The organism is Aedoeadaptatus nemausensis (assembly GCF_903819165.1).
Classification (GTDB): domain Bacteria; phylum Bacillota; class Clostridia; order Tissierellales; family Peptoniphilaceae; genus Aedoeadaptatus; species Aedoeadaptatus nemausensis.
In genome coordinates, this window is record NZ_CAIJCS010000014.1 from 197,858 (window position 1) to 212,814 (window position 14,957).

15 protein-coding genes are annotated in these 14,957 nt (G+C 44.9%); 2 read left to right on the forward strand and 13 right to left on the reverse strand.

Annotated elements, in window-relative coordinates; genetic code table 11:
* Positions 1–22 precede the first annotated feature (22 nt).
* On the reverse strand, positions 23–1,666 hold the full coding sequence (locus PEPTYR26121_RS02170) for a DAK2 domain-containing protein (RefSeq protein WP_180498767.1): 1,644 nt from the start codon (positions 1,664–1,666) through the stop codon (positions 23–25).
* Between the two features lie 8 nt (positions 1,667–1,674).
* Positions 1,675–2,028, reverse strand: a complete 354-nt coding sequence (locus PEPTYR26121_RS02175; protein ID WP_180498769.1) for an Asp23/Gls24 family envelope stress response protein — start codon at positions 2,026–2,028, stop codon at positions 1,675–1,677.
* A gap of 142 nt (positions 2,029–2,170) precedes the next feature.
* Between PEPTYR26121_RS02175 and rpmB the strand changes: the two genes are divergently transcribed.
* Both rpmB and PEPTYR26121_RS02185 read left to right on the forward strand, forming a co-directional pair.
* Positions 2,171–2,362, forward strand: a complete 192-nt coding sequence (gene rpmB / locus PEPTYR26121_RS02180) for a 50S ribosomal protein L28 (RefSeq protein WP_180498771.1) — start codon at positions 2,171–2,173, stop codon at positions 2,360–2,362.
* A gap of 51 nt (positions 2,363–2,413) precedes the next feature.
* Positions 2,414–3,361 carry a 2-hydroxyacid dehydrogenase family protein gene (locus PEPTYR26121_RS02185; protein WP_180498773.1) on the forward strand — a complete coding sequence of 316 codons (948 nt, stop codon included), beginning with the start codon at positions 2,414–2,416 and terminating at the stop codon, positions 3,359–3,361.
* A gap of 52 nt (positions 3,362–3,413) precedes the next feature.
* Here PEPTYR26121_RS02185 and PEPTYR26121_RS02190 read toward each other — a convergent pair whose 3' ends face one another.
* From PEPTYR26121_RS02190 to priA, 11 genes are read right to left on the reverse strand one after another with little or no spacing between them, the layout of a single operon-like run.
* Positions 3,414–4,049 (reverse strand): thiamine diphosphokinase, encoded by a 636-nt coding sequence (locus PEPTYR26121_RS02190; protein ID WP_180498775.1) that lies wholly within the window; start codon positions 4,047–4,049, stop codon positions 3,414–3,416.
* The gene (gene rpe / locus PEPTYR26121_RS02195; RefSeq protein ID WP_180498777.1) at positions 4,046–4,687 is read right to left on the reverse strand and encodes a ribulose-phosphate 3-epimerase; all 642 of its coding nucleotides are present in this window, start codon (positions 4,685–4,687) and stop codon (positions 4,046–4,048) included. The genes PEPTYR26121_RS02190 and rpe overlap by 4 nt, the downstream gene beginning before the upstream one ends.
* Entirely contained in the window at positions 4,678–5,562 is an 885-nt protein-coding gene (rsgA, locus tag PEPTYR26121_RS02200) for a ribosome small subunit-dependent GTPase A (RefSeq protein ID WP_246285870.1), read from the reverse strand. The genes rpe and rsgA overlap by 10 nt, the downstream gene beginning before the upstream one ends.
* The gene (pknB, locus tag PEPTYR26121_RS02205) at positions 5,562–7,523 is read right to left on the reverse strand and encodes a Stk1 family PASTA domain-containing Ser/Thr kinase (protein WP_180498779.1); all 1,962 of its coding nucleotides are present in this window, start codon (positions 7,521–7,523) and stop codon (positions 5,562–5,564) included. The genes rsgA and pknB overlap by 1 nt, the downstream gene beginning before the upstream one ends.
* Before the next feature lie 4 nt (positions 7,524–7,527).
* Entirely contained in the window at positions 7,528–8,232 is a 705-nt protein-coding gene (locus PEPTYR26121_RS02210) for a PP2C family protein-serine/threonine phosphatase (protein ID WP_180498781.1), read from the reverse strand.
* A gap of 4 nt (positions 8,233–8,236) precedes the next feature.
* Positions 8,237–9,262, reverse strand: coding sequence for a dual-specificity RNA methyltransferase RlmN (gene rlmN, locus PEPTYR26121_RS02215; protein WP_180498783.1), 1,026 nt, complete (start codon positions 9,260–9,262; stop codon positions 8,237–8,239).
* Positions 9,237–10,517 (reverse strand): 16S rRNA (cytosine(967)-C(5))-methyltransferase RsmB, encoded by a 1,281-nt coding sequence (gene rsmB, locus PEPTYR26121_RS02220; RefSeq protein ID WP_180498785.1) that lies wholly within the window; start codon positions 10,515–10,517, stop codon positions 9,237–9,239. Before rsmB ends, rlmN begins: the two co-directional genes overlap by 26 nt.
* Complete coding sequence (locus PEPTYR26121_RS02225; RefSeq protein WP_180498787.1) at positions 10,517–11,203, reverse strand: zinc metallopeptidase; 687 nt, start codon at positions 11,201–11,203, stop codon at positions 10,517–10,519. Before PEPTYR26121_RS02225 ends, rsmB begins: the two co-directional genes overlap by 1 nt.
* Positions 11,203–12,120 (reverse strand): methionyl-tRNA formyltransferase, encoded by a 918-nt coding sequence (fmt, locus tag PEPTYR26121_RS02230; protein ID WP_180498789.1) that lies wholly within the window; start codon positions 12,118–12,120, stop codon positions 11,203–11,205. Before fmt ends, PEPTYR26121_RS02225 begins: the two co-directional genes overlap by 1 nt.
* A gap of 2 nt (positions 12,121–12,122) precedes the next feature.
* Entirely contained in the window at positions 12,123–12,602 is a 480-nt protein-coding gene (def, locus tag PEPTYR26121_RS02235; RefSeq protein WP_180498791.1) for a peptide deformylase, read from the reverse strand.
* 14 nt (positions 12,603–12,616) lie between these two features.
* On the reverse strand, positions 12,617–14,926 hold the full coding sequence (gene priA, locus PEPTYR26121_RS02240; RefSeq protein WP_180498793.1) for a replication restart helicase PriA: 2,310 nt from the start codon (positions 14,924–14,926) through the stop codon (positions 12,617–12,619).
* Between the last annotated feature and the right edge of the window lie 31 nt (positions 14,927–14,957).

Here is a 14,957-nt window from a genome sequence, read left to right on the forward strand (position 1 = left end):
AAAGCAGGCTTTCGCCTGCCCTTTACTCAACTGAAATTAAATAGTAATAAATCGGCTGATCGCCGCGCATCACATCGTAATCGAGATCCGGGTACGCTTCATCCAGGGCCGCTTCTAAAGATGTAATACTTTCGTCATCTACATCACTTCCGGCATATAAAGAAATAAAACTGGAATCGTCGTCGATCATATACTTCAACACATCGATGGTCGTCTCTTCAATAGACGGGCCTTTGGACACGATCTTCTTTTCAGATAAACCGATAAAATCGCCTTTCTTAATGTCGATTCCGTCCATTTCCGTATCCCGCACGGCATAAGTTACCTGTGCCGTCTTAAGATCTTCAACGGCCGCCATCATAGCTTCCGTATTTTCTTCTACGGATAAATCAGGCATAAAGTGGATGCAGGCGGTAATACCTTCGGGGATAGAACGAGTCTTTAAAACCGTTACATCCTTGTCGGCAATTTCTGCAGCCGCTTCGGCAGCCAGGAAAATATTACTGTTATTCGGCAAAACAAAAATATGCTCCGCATTTACCTTGTTGATGCCGGCTAAAATATCTTCCGTACTCGGGTTCATGGTTTGACCGCCTGTAACGAGATAGTCGACGCCTACATCTTTAAAGATGGACTCGATCCCCTCCCCTGCACAGATGGAAACGAAACCATAGGGCTTAAGATCCTCATCTTTTTGTTTCTCTAAATTCTGCTTTTCCTTCACCTGATCGGCGCTGAATAGGCGCTCAGAGTGTTGGATGCGCATATTATCGATTTTAATATCTTTAAGAAAACCGAATTCCAAGCCGCTTTGTAATGCGAGACCGGGGTCGTTGGTATGCACGTGAACCTTAATCATCTTGTCGTCGCCAACGACGAGAAGACTGTCTCCCCGCTCCACAAGCTTCGCCTTTAAATCTTCCACATGATCGGATTCGGTTGTGACAATAAATTCCGTACAATAGCCAAACTTAATATCGTCAGTAGAAATTTCGGAACGCACGGTCTTGTCTTTAGAGGTTACAACCTCTCCTTCATCGACTGCAGCGACGCTGTCGCCTTTTAAAGCCATAAAGGCGCCTTCTAAAATCGTAACGAGACCTTGTCCGCCCGCATCCACGACACCTGCTTCTTTAAGCACGGGTAAGAGATTGGGCGTATTATTTAGAGATTCATTGGCTCGTACGATGACTGCCTCGATAAATTCGAGCATATCCTTGTACTTCTTCGCATTTTTCATTGCGAACTCGGCACTTTCACGACCGACTGTCAAAATCGTACCCTCTGTCGGTTTCATGACGGCGAGATAGGTCATTTCCGATGCCTTTTTCATTGCGTAGGCAAGGGACGGGATATCGATTCGGTCTTTTCCCTTTAGACCTTCGGCAAAGCCGCGAAATAATTGAGAGAGAATAACCCCGCTATTACCCCGTGCACCCATTAAGGCGCCGCGACTCATCTCCGACGCCACTTCGTCGATGGCCGTTGCGGACGTTCCCTTAACTTGCTTTACGGCACTTTTAATGGTCATGGACATATTTGTTCCCGTGTCTCCGTCGGGTACGGGAAAGACATTTAGGTCATTGACCATGGTTTTGTTTTGTTCTAAATAATTCGAAGCACTATAAAGTGCTTCAATAAAATCTTCTGTTGTAATAAATTGCATAGCTACCTCTAGTTCATCCGTATACCTTCGACGAGCACCTCGATATCATCTACGTCGAGACCCGTTAAGGATTCTACATTAAATCGAACGCGGTCGATAATGTTTTGACCGACAGTGGAAATTCTTATTCCAAATTCGATAATAACGTGTAAACTAATGACAACCCGTTCGTTCTCGGTATTCACTTCAATACCACGAGTTAAGTTTTCAAATTTTAATAATTGGAAAATACCGTCGGCCGCATTTTTAGATGCCATACCGACGACACCGTAACTTTCCATTGCCGATATGCCGGCGATGGTAGCGATGACTTGATTATCTATTGTAATATTGCCCTTATTTGTAGGGATTGTAACTTCCATTAGTAAGTCTCCTTTCCTGATTGCGGAGTTTACCCCATTATATCACAGATAAGTTTCAGAAAACATCTTTGAATAATTGCAATTTAATTTTGACTGTGGTAAAATACGAGGAGTCAGAAAAAGAGTCGGAGGAGGTGTAAATATGGCTAAAAGATGCGAAATTTGCGGCAAGCAAAAACAATTTGGTAACACGATTTCCTTCTCCCATAAAAGGGGAAACAGAGCGTGGGCCCCGAACCTTCAACGTGTTCGCGCCGTTGTCAATGGTTCCAACAAGAGAATTTATGTCTGCACACGTTGCCTTAGATCCGGTAAGGTAGAGCGCGCACTTTAATAATGAGTCGATTCGAGGGAATCGGCTTTTTTTATTTTGATAGGAGTGACCATGAAACTATTTATTTCAAGTAAAGTTCCCGACGAGATTATTGAAAGATTATCGGGAGTGGATTACGATTACAACGATAGTAACGAGCCTTTAGGGAAAGCTGAACTTATTGAAAGGTTAAAGGGAGTCGACGCCCTTATTTGTCCCCTGTCGGATAAAATTGATTCAACCGTCATCGACGGCGCTCCCGATTTGAAGATTATTCTAAATTATGGCGCCGGTTTCGATAATATCGATATCGCCTATGCCCGTGAAAAAAACATTATCGTATGCAATGCGCCGGCTCCTTCTTCCGCCGTATCCACTGCGGAGCTCACCTTCGCCCTTATGCTCGCTCAAGCACGTAAGCTCGTGGCCGGTGATAAAGATTTACGCGACGGCGGCTTTAAGGGATGGCGCCCCACTTACTTCCTTGGTCAGCAGCTGAAGGGGAAAACTCTCGGCATCTTCGGCATGGGAAATATCGGAAAGAATTTGGCAAAGCGCGCCCTCGCCTTCGATATGGACGTAATTTATCATTCGAGAAATCGTAAAGATGATATCGAATCCCTTGGAGCGCGTTACGTACCCTTCGATGAACTTTTAGAGTCCTCCGACTTCATCAGTCTACACTCAGCTTTCGTACCGGAACTTCATCATCTCTTCGATGAGCAAGCCTTTAAAACCATGAAACCTACGGTCACTTTTATTAATGCGGCGAGAGGTCCTCTAATTGACGAGCAAGCCTTAGCCGACGCTCTAAAGCGCGGTGATATTGCCGGTGCCGCATTGGACGTTTATGAATTTGAGCCTAAGGTTACCGAAGATTTGCTCGAGCTCTCCAATGTCACCTTGGCTCCCCACTTGGGAAATGCCACAGTGGAAGCGCGTCTGGAAATGGGAAATGCCTGTGTCGATAATTTAGAGGACTTCCAAAAAGGTATTAAACCCCGTAATCAAGTAAATTAATCTATCCCCTCACTAAAAAAGCCTTTGGCCGTTCATGACCAAAGGCTCTTTCTTATGCATCTTTTGATTTTATAAATAAGGCGATTCCTTCGTGAATAGTTACGGAAGCATTATCTTTTACGATTTCATTGCTTACGCCGCGTGTCTTTTTACGAAGCAATTTCAGCTCACTCACTTCATATTTTAAACCATGAGTTGAAAAAATGACGGAATCGCTGATGGGAACGACACTGAAATAATAATAGTTTCCTTTATTTACGGAGTATGTTCCGGGGTGAACTATTTGGAGCTCGTTCTGTCCGTCGATCATGGTGATCTTCTCGCAGCGATCCAAATAAGCTTCCAAAGAAAGTACTGTAGCCAAACTATGATCCCACCGACTGCCCATGCCGCCGAGTAAGTGAATTTCCTCAGGCTCATGTTCCAGCATACGTAGGAAAGCCATCTCCGTGTCGGTCTCATCCTTCATGGGAGGAAGAACTTCTACAGGTATATCCAATCTTTCGATAGCGTCTTTTCGGTGGGTGCTGTCGAAGTCGCCGATAACGAGAATAATTTTTTCTCGATAGTCTTCCACGGCATCAAATCCGCTGTCGGCGCAAATAATGCCGTCGGCCCAATGAATTTCTCGAAGTAATATTTCTCGGGCGGGTCTATCTCCCCCGGTTATAATAAGACCTTTTTTCATAGGGATTTTAAACCGCGAATAGCTTCCGATGGATCCTCGTGTTTGAAAATAAAGGAACCTGCTACTAAGCTGTCGCAACCGGCATCTACCATTTTTCTTCCGGTTTTCAAATTGATACCGCCGTCTACCATAATTTCGCAATCTCGATCTCCTAAAAGTTCACGGAGATCTTTTGCCTTTTGAACGGTAGATTCAATAAAGGATTGGCCGCCGAAACCGGGATTGACGCTCATTAAAAGCACTAGGTCCAAATCGTCGAGCAAATAACGCAAAGCTTCCGGCGATTCGTGGGGACAAAGACTAACCCCCGCCTTTAAACCGGCAGACTTTACTCTTTGAATAAAACGCTCTAAATGCCTCGTGGCATCCAGATGACAAGTAATTCGGTCGGCTCCCGCATCGATATAATCCTCTAAGCTTCGTTCGGGATGCTCTATCATCAAATGAACGTCGAAGGGAATATCCGTATAAGAACGAATGGATTTTATCACCGGCGGGCCGAAGGTCAGATTGGGAACGTAATGTCCGTCCATAACATCTACATGAATAAAATCGACTTGTTCCCGATCCAAGCGTTCGATCTCTTCCCCTAATTTCGAAAAATCAGCGGATAAAATAGAAGGAGCAACTAGCGCCATTTAGAATTCTCCTTTTCTGATAACTCTTCGTAAATCTTCAAATAGTTTTCGTAGCGTGACCTTTGAAGTTCACCATCTTCGTAGGCTTTTAATACTCTACAGCCGGGTTCTTTTCTATGGGTGCAATCTAAGAATTTACATTGGCCCAGATAGTCGTGAAAGTCTATGAAATATCGATCAAGTTCCCCCGAATCGATTTCGGACAGCTCCATACTGGAAAAACCGGGAGTATCGAAAAGATACATATTATCTTTCCCTTTAAATATTTCCGTGTGACGAGTCGTGTGTTTACCACGGTTGGTTTTTTGGCTCACCGATCCCGTTTCCAGATTTAAGCCCAATATATTATTTAGGAAGGTGGATTTGCCGGAACCGGAAACGCCGCTTAAGGCCGTCGTCTTTTCGGGCAATAGTTTTTTTATGGAATCCACAGTCTCGCTTTCGAAGGTCGAAAGACGATAAACCTCGTATCCTCCTGCCTCGTAAAGTTCTACAAGCTTCTCCCCTTCCTCGGGATCCATATCATATTTCGAAACCACCGGCACTACATCCACATGTTTCGATTCATAATAGGCGAGCATCTTGTCGATAAGCAGCAAATTATACTTCGGATTCGCCGTAGGGATGAAAAGAAAGATTTGGTCCACATTGGCAATGGGCGGACGCAATATACTATTGGTCCGCTCCAAAATTTTCTCCACAGAATGAAGTTGATGCCCCTCGTCAATCGAAATTTCTACATAATCGCCGACTACAGGCTTTTGTCCTACGTGGCGAAAAATACCGCGAGCTCGTGTTTCATAGTGTTCTCCGTCTTCGCCTGCGACATAGTAGTAGCCGCCGAGAAGTTTTGTGATCCTGCCTTTAATTCTCATTAAAAGTTCACCGTTTTTACGACACTGCCGTCGACACTTAATATAGCTCTGTCGCCGGAACGTCCTTGGACGGGATAGGTTACGGAGGAGCCTCCATTTACAGATTCTTCGCTTACGATTTTTTCCCTTCCATTGGATTCCAAAATCACTTGCACGCTGTGTTCATTCCCGTCGTCGGGAACTTTATAAGATATTCTCTTTTGCGTTACCGACTGTTCATTGGAAGAATTTTCTTCTCCGCTATTTTGAGAAGAACGCTTGCTGACAATAATATCTACTGTCTGTCCTTGCTTGATTTGATTACCGCTATTGTATTGTTGCCAAACCACTTCGCCGGGTCCTACGGAAATATCTTCCCGTTCGTCAATATTGCCGAGTTTTAATCCTTGTTGATTTAAAAGTGCTCTCGCCTTTTCGATAGTAACGCCTCGTAAATTGGGAACTACGGCCATTTTACTATCTTGACCCTTGCTCATTACGACGTGGACATCTTCTCCCTTTGCAACGGACTCTTCAGATCTGGGCTTTTGTCTGATAATTCTGTCCGCCGGAACGTCCTCGTCATATTCCGTTTTGTCGACTATAAGATTCAGGCCGAGGGACTTGAGCACCGATTGAGCCTCGGAGATCGTCATATTTTCCAGATCCGGAACATTTACCATTTCCTTTTCCTTTGCAATGACGACCGAGAACTGATCTCCTCGCTTCAACACCTCTCCCGGTTCAACAGATTGTGAAAGAATCGTACCGGGAGATACACCTTCGTCGGATTCCTTCTCGTTAATCTCAAGTTTTAAATCGTGAGTACCGGCAAAATCTTTTGCGTCGGAAACATCTTTACCGATAAAGTCTACCATCTCTACAATGTCTTTGTCTGCATTTCCGCTCAAGATATTCTTAATCTTCGAACCGCCGAACGCCAGGGCAAAAAGGACGAGAAGGGCCAAAACTACGCCGCCTATGGTAGCCAAAGGATTGGATTTTTTCTTTTTGGATTTCTTCGTCGCCACTTTACCCGTCGGCTTTATGGGCGCTGTGGTGCCATGGGATGTATGCCCCTCGGCTCCCCTTGTTTTCGGCGGAATGACCACTGTAGTTCGCGTATCCGTTTGCCCGTGATCTCCATAAACTTTTCCGAGCAAAATAGTTTTAACATCGTCTATGATTAAACTCACATTATCGTAACGATCCCCGGGCTTTTTCTCCGTCATGTGTTTGAAAACCATGTCCACTTCGGGACTCACTCTCGGATTACGTTCCGATGGCATGGGCATTTCATTTTGCACATGCATGAGTGCAACGGTAATGGGATTTTCCGAATCGAAGGGAACGTCCCCTGTAAGCATTTCATAGAGCACGATGCCCATAGAATAAATATCGCTTCGAGCGTCGACTTTTTGTCCTCTCGCCTGTTCCGGAGAGAAGTAATGCACGCTTCCCATAACCGCATTGGTTACGGTCATCGTAGCATTTCCGGCCATGCGAGCGATGCCGAAATCCGTCACCTTCACCCGATTATCTCGCGTCACCATAATGTTTTGAGATTTAATGTCTCGGTGAATTATATTTTTGTTATGGGCGATTTTAAGAGCTTCAGCGATTTGAATTAAGTAATTCAGCGCCTGATTTTGACTGAGCACACCTTCTTCGCGAATAAGCTCTTTCAGTGTCTTCCCGTCGATATATTCCATGACAATATAATAGACGTCCTGATCGGTGACGGTTTCCATCCCTACATCATATATACTTACGATATTCGGGTGGGAAATACTTGCCGCAGCGAGGGATTCCCTTCTAAACTTACGTATGAAATTATCATCTTCATTATATTCACTTTTTAAGACTTTTATGGCGACGATACGATCTAAACGGCGATCATGGGCTTTATAAACATCACCCATGCCACCGGTGCCGATGCGTTTTATGCATTCATATCTGTCAGCTAAAATCATTCCTTGCATTCTCTCACCTACTCTTATTAAAGACAATAACGGTTATATTATCTTGTCCGTTTCGATCCAAGGCTTCTTGGACCAGCAGTTTCGAGTAGTCGCCTTCACTACTCTCTAAGACCTTTGCAATGATGTCGAAGTCCACGACATCAGATAAGCCGTCGGAGCATAAGACGATGAATTGCAAATCGGCATCTAGGCTTCGTATCTGAAACTCTACGCCTTTTGTCGTACCCAAGGCCTTCGTAAGCACATTTTTCTTCGGATGGACTCTCGCTTCTTCCTCTGAAATATCGCCGATGTCCACGAGATAATTCACGAAACTGTCGTCTTTCGAAATTTGAAAGAGGCCGTCTTTGTATCCGTAGATTCGGGAATCTCCGATATTAATATAATAAAGCTTGTCGTTAAGTAGATAGACCAAGCTCAAGGTAGTACCCATGCCTCTGTATTTTAAGTTGTCGACGGAGCTTTTAAAGATTTGATGGTTTGCCTCCCGAACTCCGTCATTTAATAAATTCAGAAGATCTTTTTCACTTTTGACAGCGACGGATAATTTTTCTTTTAATATTCCGACCGCCAGTTCGCTTGCCTTTTCACCGGCGGCGTGGCCACCCATACCGTCGGCCAAAATAGCGAAGTGTCCACTGGGGTCGACATAATAGCTGTCTTCGTTGTTATCTCTTCCGCCTATATGGCTATAAGCAGATATTTTCATAGCATCACCTTGTTTCTTCTATGGTCGTACCGGCCTTCAATTGACCGCAACTGGCCTGAATGTCGCTGCCTAATTCTCTTCGTATTGTACACGATACGCCCCTTTGGGACAACTCCCTTTGAAAGCGGAGAATGTGACTTCGGTCGGGTTTCGTATGATCAAAATGACTCGTCGAATTAAGGGGAATAAGATTGACGTGACATCGCATACCCTTGGTCCAATCAGCCAGCTCTTCCACATTTTTCATCGTGTCGTTCTTACCTTCGATCAGGGTATATTCAAGGGTCACCCTTTGCCCGGTTTCGCGGTCATAGCGATGTAGAACGGCAAATAAATCGGCTAAAGAATATCGCTTAGCTATTGGCATAAGAGCCTCGCGATCTTTCTGTTCCGTTTCGTGAAGGCTGATCGCAAGATTAACAGGAATATCTTCCTCGATTAAACGTTCGATGCCTTCGATAAGCCCGCAAGTAGAAATAGTCATATTGCGATAACTCATATTTTTACCTTTCGGATCGTGTAAGAGATGCAAAAAGCGAAACACATTATCCGAATTATCGAAAGGTTCGCCACTGCCCATTAAAATAATATTGGAAATAGAAACACCTTCCGCTCTCTCCACTTCATAAATTTGGGAGAGCATTTCGTAAGGGCGAAGATTGCGAATCTTTCCGTTTAAAGTGGATACACAAAACTTACATCCCATACGACAGCCCACTTGAGTGGATACACAAAGGCTATAACCGTGATGGTACTTCATCAGGACGTCTTCGATTATTTCGTCGTCACTTAGACGATAGAGGTATTTCTTTGTATCGTCGATTTTCGAACTGAGACGCTTTACGATTTGAATGCCATCAAGTTCATCCGGCAACTTTTCTATGATCGCCTTTGAAATATTGCTCATTTCTCTCAGGCTTTTGCGGTGGTTGTGTATGCCTTCAAAGAGCTGAGTCCCTCTAAATGATTTTTCACCGAGAGACTCCATATATTCTTTCAGCTCATCAGGCGTCATTTCCATCCAGTGCATAGTCTTCCTTTCTTACGATGACGGCCATTGAAAAACCGTCGCAATCTTTTTGGTGAGGCCAGTAGCGCAAACCCTTTTCCCTAAGAGTGCATTCCGGATGATCCTTTAAAAAGGATGCCAACACCCCTTCGTTTTCCTCAACTGTTACGGTACAAGTACTATAGATCAACTCTCCGCCGGGCGCCAATGCACCGTAGGCGTTCTCGAGAATAAGGCGTTGGGTTTGCGCCAAGTGCAATACGTCTTCTAACTTGACACGATTTTTTATTTCCGGTTTTCTGCGCAAGAGGCCCAAGCCCGAACAAGGGGCATCTACTAAAATACGATCGTATTTCTTTTTAGGGAGAGGTGTCTTCGCATTTCGAACTCGAGTCGTAATATTGTCATACCCCAGCCGCTTTATATTTTCATCCATTAGTTTCAAGCGCTCGGCGCTACTGTCGCAACTGTCCACATGGTTAAATAACTCCGCCATCTGAAAACTCTTACCGCCGGGAGCAGCGCAAAGATCCAGCGCTTCTGCTTTATCATCTTTTGTAAATAACGGCACCACCTCTTGAGAGGCGCCGTCCTGTACATAAAAAATTCCGTCGTGAAAAGACTTGGAATCGAAAAGTCCTCGGGGGTTTTCTACATTAAGAGCACTTTTCCCGAGTATAGCTTCGCTTATCTCAAAGCCTTCTTCCTCAAGTCTTTTTCGCAGTTCTTCCTTTTCAATACAGATAGGGCGGAGCGTAACGGGAGCGGAATTAAAAGTTGACGCCAGAAATTTTTCTACATCATTTCCCAATAAAGTCTTGAAGTACTTTACCCATTCTTCTGAAAAGCTGTAACGTAAGGAGAGGTAATGAATTTCGTCTCGAGCATCGATTGTAAATGCATTTTCTCCTTCGCGAATAATGGAACGTAAGACGCCGTTTACAAGGCCCGCCGCTCCCTGATTGGCGATCTTCTTTGCGAGCTTGACGCTTTCATCTACTGCCGCCCTCTCCGGTACGCGATCGAGGAAATGTAGTTGATAAATCCCCATCCGAAGAATAATACGGATATTATCTTGAAGCTTGGAGGGTGATGAGACAAATTTATCGATCACATAATCGAGAAAGAGTTCGTTTTGAATTGTTCCGTTTATAATAATTTCGGCCAATCGCTCATCTTTCGGGCTTAGTCCTTTTCGGTCGAATGCGTCTTGAATAAATTCGCCTTGAGATACTCTTTGCAGCGTCTTCAGAGCGCTAAATCTCGGATTTCGCATCAATCACGTCTCCTGTCCAAGGATAGAAATCTGAGTAGTGTGCCGATAGCGGTAACGAGGCTCGCTACATAGGTCAGGGCTGCGGCGGATAAAACTTTTTCTACGCCTTCCATTTCCTGCCCCGATAAAATTCCGTCTCGTAAAATAACCTTGGCACGGCGACTGGCGTCGTACTCTACGGGAAGGGTTAGGAGTTGGAATAACACCGTAATGGCGAATAAGGCAATGCCGATTTTCAATAGGGGCCTAAAAGCCATTAAACCTATAAAAACGAATAAAAACGAAAGATTAGATCCGATATTGGCGGCGGGAACAATGGCGTTTCTAAATTTCAACGGCGCATAACCAATATTATGTTGGATCGCATGGCCCGCTTCATGAGCAGCGACGCCTACGGCAGCGATAGATGTGGAGTCATGCACCGAATCGCTTAAACGAAGTACATTTTGTGTAGGATCGTAGTGGTCTGTGAGCGATCCTTTAACCCGTTCTACTCGAACGTTATCGATATGATAGCTCGAGAGAATTTGACGGGCCGTCATTTCTCCTGTAAGCCCTTTAGAGTTGCTTATCTTACTATACGTTTCGAAATTTGTCTTGATCTTTGCTTGAGCATACATGGCGAGCAGCATACCCGGCAAGAGATACATAAGGTATTGAATATCGTAACCATAATATCCGTACATTATAATTCACCTCTTTCCGGCAAATGGGCGCCGGCTAAATAAGATCCTACGGCCATGCGTTTCTTTCCGGGCCGCTGAAGTTCTTTTATGGAAACAGATCCTTCCTTCATGCCGATATATAACTTTTTCTTCGTCGACTTAAATTCACCGGGGGCGAGATTTTCTTCGCTTATTTCGGCATCGTAAAGCTTAAGTCTTTCACCCTGCATCACGAGATGAGCACCCGGTTCAGGGGAAAAAGCCCGTATTTTTCGAAGAGCTTCTTCAGCCTTAAGATTTTCGGGATCAATTGTCAATAAATCGTCGTCGATCTTCGGTGCATAGGTAGCCAGGGAATCATTTTGTTCTCGAAGGACAATATCCCCTCTCCCCATATCCTCAATAAAACACTTCAAAAGGTCGGCACCCATCTCGGCGAGGGTATCGTGAATCTCTCCGAAATTTTTGTCGCCTACTTCGATAGAGCGCGTATCGTAAACCGGTCCGCTGTCCAGACCTTCTTCAATCTGCATAAAGCTGACACCAGTCTCCTTATCTCCCGCTAATATGGCCCACTGCATAGGTGCCGCTCCCCTGTGGCGGGGAAGGAGGGAGCTGTGAACATTCATAATATAGCGCTTCGGAATTTCCAAAAGTTCCTTCTTCAAAATTTGACCGTACGCCACGACGATAAAGAGGTCCGCATCTTCTTCTCTCAATCGTTGAAGCGATTCCGGTGTATTAATATTCGAAGGTTGATAGACGGGAATATTCAATTCCTCCGCTCTTTCTTTAACGGGCGTCGACAAAAGTTTTTTGCCTCTTCCCTTTCGCTTGTCTTCCTGAGTTACGACTAATTTTAGATCCGTAAGGTCTGCCAATGCATTTAAGGTTGGGATGGCAAATTCCGGCGTACCGAAAAAAATACTTTTTAACATGATTATTCACCCTCGCCGGTTTCTTTATTGATGTCGAACATCTCTTCCGCAAGATCGGTGTAGAGTATGCCGTCCAAGTGATCCATTTCGTGTTGAATGATACGAGCCAAAAAGCCTTCCGCTTCTATTGCGGTTTCTTCACCGTCGGCCGTTTGATATTCCACTTTTACCGTTTCAAAGCGCTTTACTTTTCCCACGCGCTCGGGCACACTCAGGCAGCCTTCCAGAGCCTCTACGTCGCCTGATTCTTCAATTCGCTTCGGATTGATCATAACGAGCTTCGATCCTTCGTAATCGTCGATAACGAGCATGCGCTTAAGTTTGCCGATTTGCACCGCGGCCAGGCCCACGCCTTCCGCATCATACATGGTTTCGTACATATCGTCGATTAATTGCTTTAGATTATCGTCGAATGTATCGACTTCACGGGATTTCTTTCTTAAAATAGGATCTTCATCTGTTCTGATTTTTAAAATAGCCATTTTACACTCTCCTACTATCCGTCTAATTCTATGGTAACGTAAATATTTTTATCTGTGGCGGATCTATAATAATGCATTAATACCCGTTTGAAGACCTTTAAAAAAGTTTGATACTCCTCGGGAAATATTTTCGCCGTCAAAGACATGTGCTCCCTGTTTTGAATACGAGGCTGTTCGACGGGCGCGCCGATTTGAATGTTCATGTGATGGTGACGATTGATAGCCTCCAAAGTCTTCATCCAATTGTAAGCGGTCTGATTTACATTTCCCCGACCTCTGATATGAATTTTTAACAGGCGAACGAAGGGGGGATATAGAAACTGCTTACGCTCTCCCATTTCCCGATGATAAAAGCGATCGTAATGGCGCCCCTTAGCGTATTGAATGCTGTAATTATCGGGATTATAGGTTTGAATTACTGCCTTACCCTTCCGATCGCCTCGGCCTGCCCGACCTGCCACTTGTGTAAGAAGTTGGAATGTCTTTTCCTGGGCACGGTAATCGGAAACAAAGAGGGACAGATCTGCCGCCACTACGCCTACAAAGTCTACGTTCTTAAAATCCAATCCTTTAGCGAGCATTTGCGTGCCTACCAGTATATCGATCTCCCCATCATTCATGGCGCGGTAGAGGGCATCAAATTTCCCCTTTTGCGCCATAGTATCTTTATCCATACGCACGACCCGTGCGTTCGGGAAATGTTCTTGAATCCAAGATTCCACTTGCTCCGTACCGATACCGAATTGGCGAAGATACTCGCTCCCACATGAAGGACATGTAGGGGGATAGGGCTTGGTGCGGCCGCAATAGTGGCAGTGCAATCGTCCGGTCTTTCTATGATAGACCATGGAAATGTCGCAGGCGTCGCATTCGATAACATAGCCGCAAGTCCGGCAACTAACAAAGTTACTGAAGCCTCGCCGATTAATAAATAAAATGGCCTGCTTTTTATTCTTAAGGGTTTCCTCCAGACCTTCCACCATCTCCGCAGATAAAATATCCGTATTGCCTCTGAGGATTTCTTCCCGCATATCGACGACAGTCATTTCCAAATTATTCTTTGCATTTTCAGGATCTCCCACGAGATCGTGTTTTTGAAGATCCACATCTACTCTCGAATACATAGCTACCGACGGCGTGGCGGATCCGTAAACTACTTTCGCCCCGTCGATTCGAGCGCGCATTTCCGCGACGGTACGGACATCGTAGCGGAGGCCTTCCTGATAATCGTATGATTCCTCCTGCTCTTCGTCTATAAAAATATAGCCGAGATTTTCAATCGGCGCAAAAATTGCCGAACGGGCACCGACAAGAATGCGTCCGGGTTCCGTCTTGAGGCGAATCCAGGATTTTGACTTTTCTCCCTGACTGCGTTTGGAATGGAGAATGTCCACTTTCCCGGGAAATCGAGTTTTTAATCTATAGACCATTTGCGTCGCCAAACCGATTTCCGGGACGATTATCATGGAAGATTTACCCTCTTCCATTGCGAGGGCCGCCAACTGCATATAAACTTCCGTCTTTCCCGTTCCCGTAGCGCCGTAGAGTAGGTGCACTTTCTTTTCAGAATTCGAAATATCGGCGATAGCTTTTATTTGATCTTCCCTGAGCTCGGGCGGCGTTTCCCCTCTCAAATTCTCCTCGGGGGACTCTTCGGCTGCTCCCTTTTTTATGAGTCCGTTTAAAGGAGAGTCGGAAAAAGACGTCCGTTCGCGAACTTCCGATTTTGTAAGGGGCCCATCCTCTAACAGCAAATCGAAGACGATCTTTTGTTTTTCAGTTAAATCTTCATCTCTTCCGCATATGGCGCGAAAATGTGGGATCTTTTTCGCCTTGACTCCGTCTAAAGATTCGAAAGAAAAAGAAACCTCATCATTTTCTACCGCTTCTTTCAAAATGGATTCCTTACTGATAGGAAGTTCTTTTGTTAGAATTTTGTGCTTATCTCCCATAAGATCCTTCGTTCTCGCCGTATCCTTTTCCTCGATCAGAACTTCTACGGTTTCCCCCAATACATATTTGGGAAGTAAGGGTTGAAAGGATTGTACGTAGGATGTTAAAAATCTCTCTCGCATTGCTAGACCGAGGGCGATAGCCCCTTTCGATAGAATAGGGTTGCGGTCCATTACTTCGGAAACTTCCTTAAGCTTAGACTCGTCTCCTTCACGTTCAGCGACAACTACCGCAATTTCCATCTTGTTGCCCCTGCCGAAAGGCACGACGACCCGTCGACCTATAAGGGACTCTCCATGGTCGTTCCAAGAATAGCTATATAATTGATCAATTTGCGGCAAAGCCTTGTCGATATAAACATCTACAATCATAGGAACTCCCTACATGTAAAAAAAGCTAGAC

Bases quoted from the DNA above. Each gene is read 5' to 3' on its own strand.
- rpmB (WP_180498771.1), top strand. From the start codon at position 2,171: ATGGCTAAAAGATGCGAAATTTGCGGCAAGCAAAAACAATTTGGTAAC.
- PEPTYR26121_RS02175 (WP_180498769.1), bottom strand. From the start codon at position 2,028: ATGGAAGTTACAATCCCTACAAATAAGGGCAATATTACAATAGATAAT.
- pknB (WP_180498779.1), bottom strand. From the start codon at position 7,523: ATGCAAGGAATGATTTTAGCTGACAGATATGAATGCATAAAACGCATC.
- PEPTYR26121_RS02210 (WP_180498781.1), bottom strand. From the start codon at position 8,232: ATGAAAATATCTGCTTATAGCCATATAGGCGGAAGAGATAACAACGAA.
- rlmN (WP_180498783.1), bottom strand. From the start codon at position 9,262: ATGCACTGGATGGAAATGACGCCTGATGAGCTGAAAGAATATATGGAG.
- PEPTYR26121_RS02190 (WP_180498775.1), bottom strand. From the start codon at position 4,049: ATGAAAAAAGGTCTTATTATAACCGGGGGAGATAGACCCGCCCGAGAA.
- rsgA (WP_246285870.1), bottom strand. From the start codon at position 5,562: ATGAGAATTAAAGGCAGGATCACAAAACTTCTCGGCGGCTACTACTAT.
- rpe (WP_180498777.1), bottom strand. From the start codon at position 4,687: ATGGCGCTAGTTGCTCCTTCTATTTTATCCGCTGATTTTTCGAAATTA.
- fmt (WP_180498789.1), bottom strand. From the start codon at position 12,120: ATGTTAAAAAGTATTTTTTTCGGTACGCCGGAATTTGCCATCCCAACC.
- PEPTYR26121_RS02225 (WP_180498787.1), bottom strand. From the start codon at position 11,203: ATGTACGGATATTATGGTTACGATATTCAATACCTTATGTATCTCTTG.
- priA (WP_180498793.1), bottom strand. From the start codon at position 14,926: ATGATTGTAGATGTTTATATCGACAAGGCTTTGCCGCAAATTGATCAA.
- rsmB (WP_180498785.1), bottom strand. From the start codon at position 10,517: ATGCGAAATCCGAGATTTAGCGCTCTGAAGACGCTGCAAAGAGTATCT.
- def (WP_180498791.1), bottom strand. From the start codon at position 12,602: ATGGCTATTTTAAAAATCAGAACAGATGAAGATCCTATTTTAAGAAAG.
- PEPTYR26121_RS02185 (WP_180498773.1), top strand. From the start codon at position 2,414: ATGAAACTATTTATTTCAAGTAAAGTTCCCGACGAGATTATTGAAAGA.
- PEPTYR26121_RS02170 (WP_180498767.1), bottom strand. From the start codon at position 1,666: ATGCAATTTATTACAACAGAAGATTTTATTGAAGCACTTTATAGTGCT.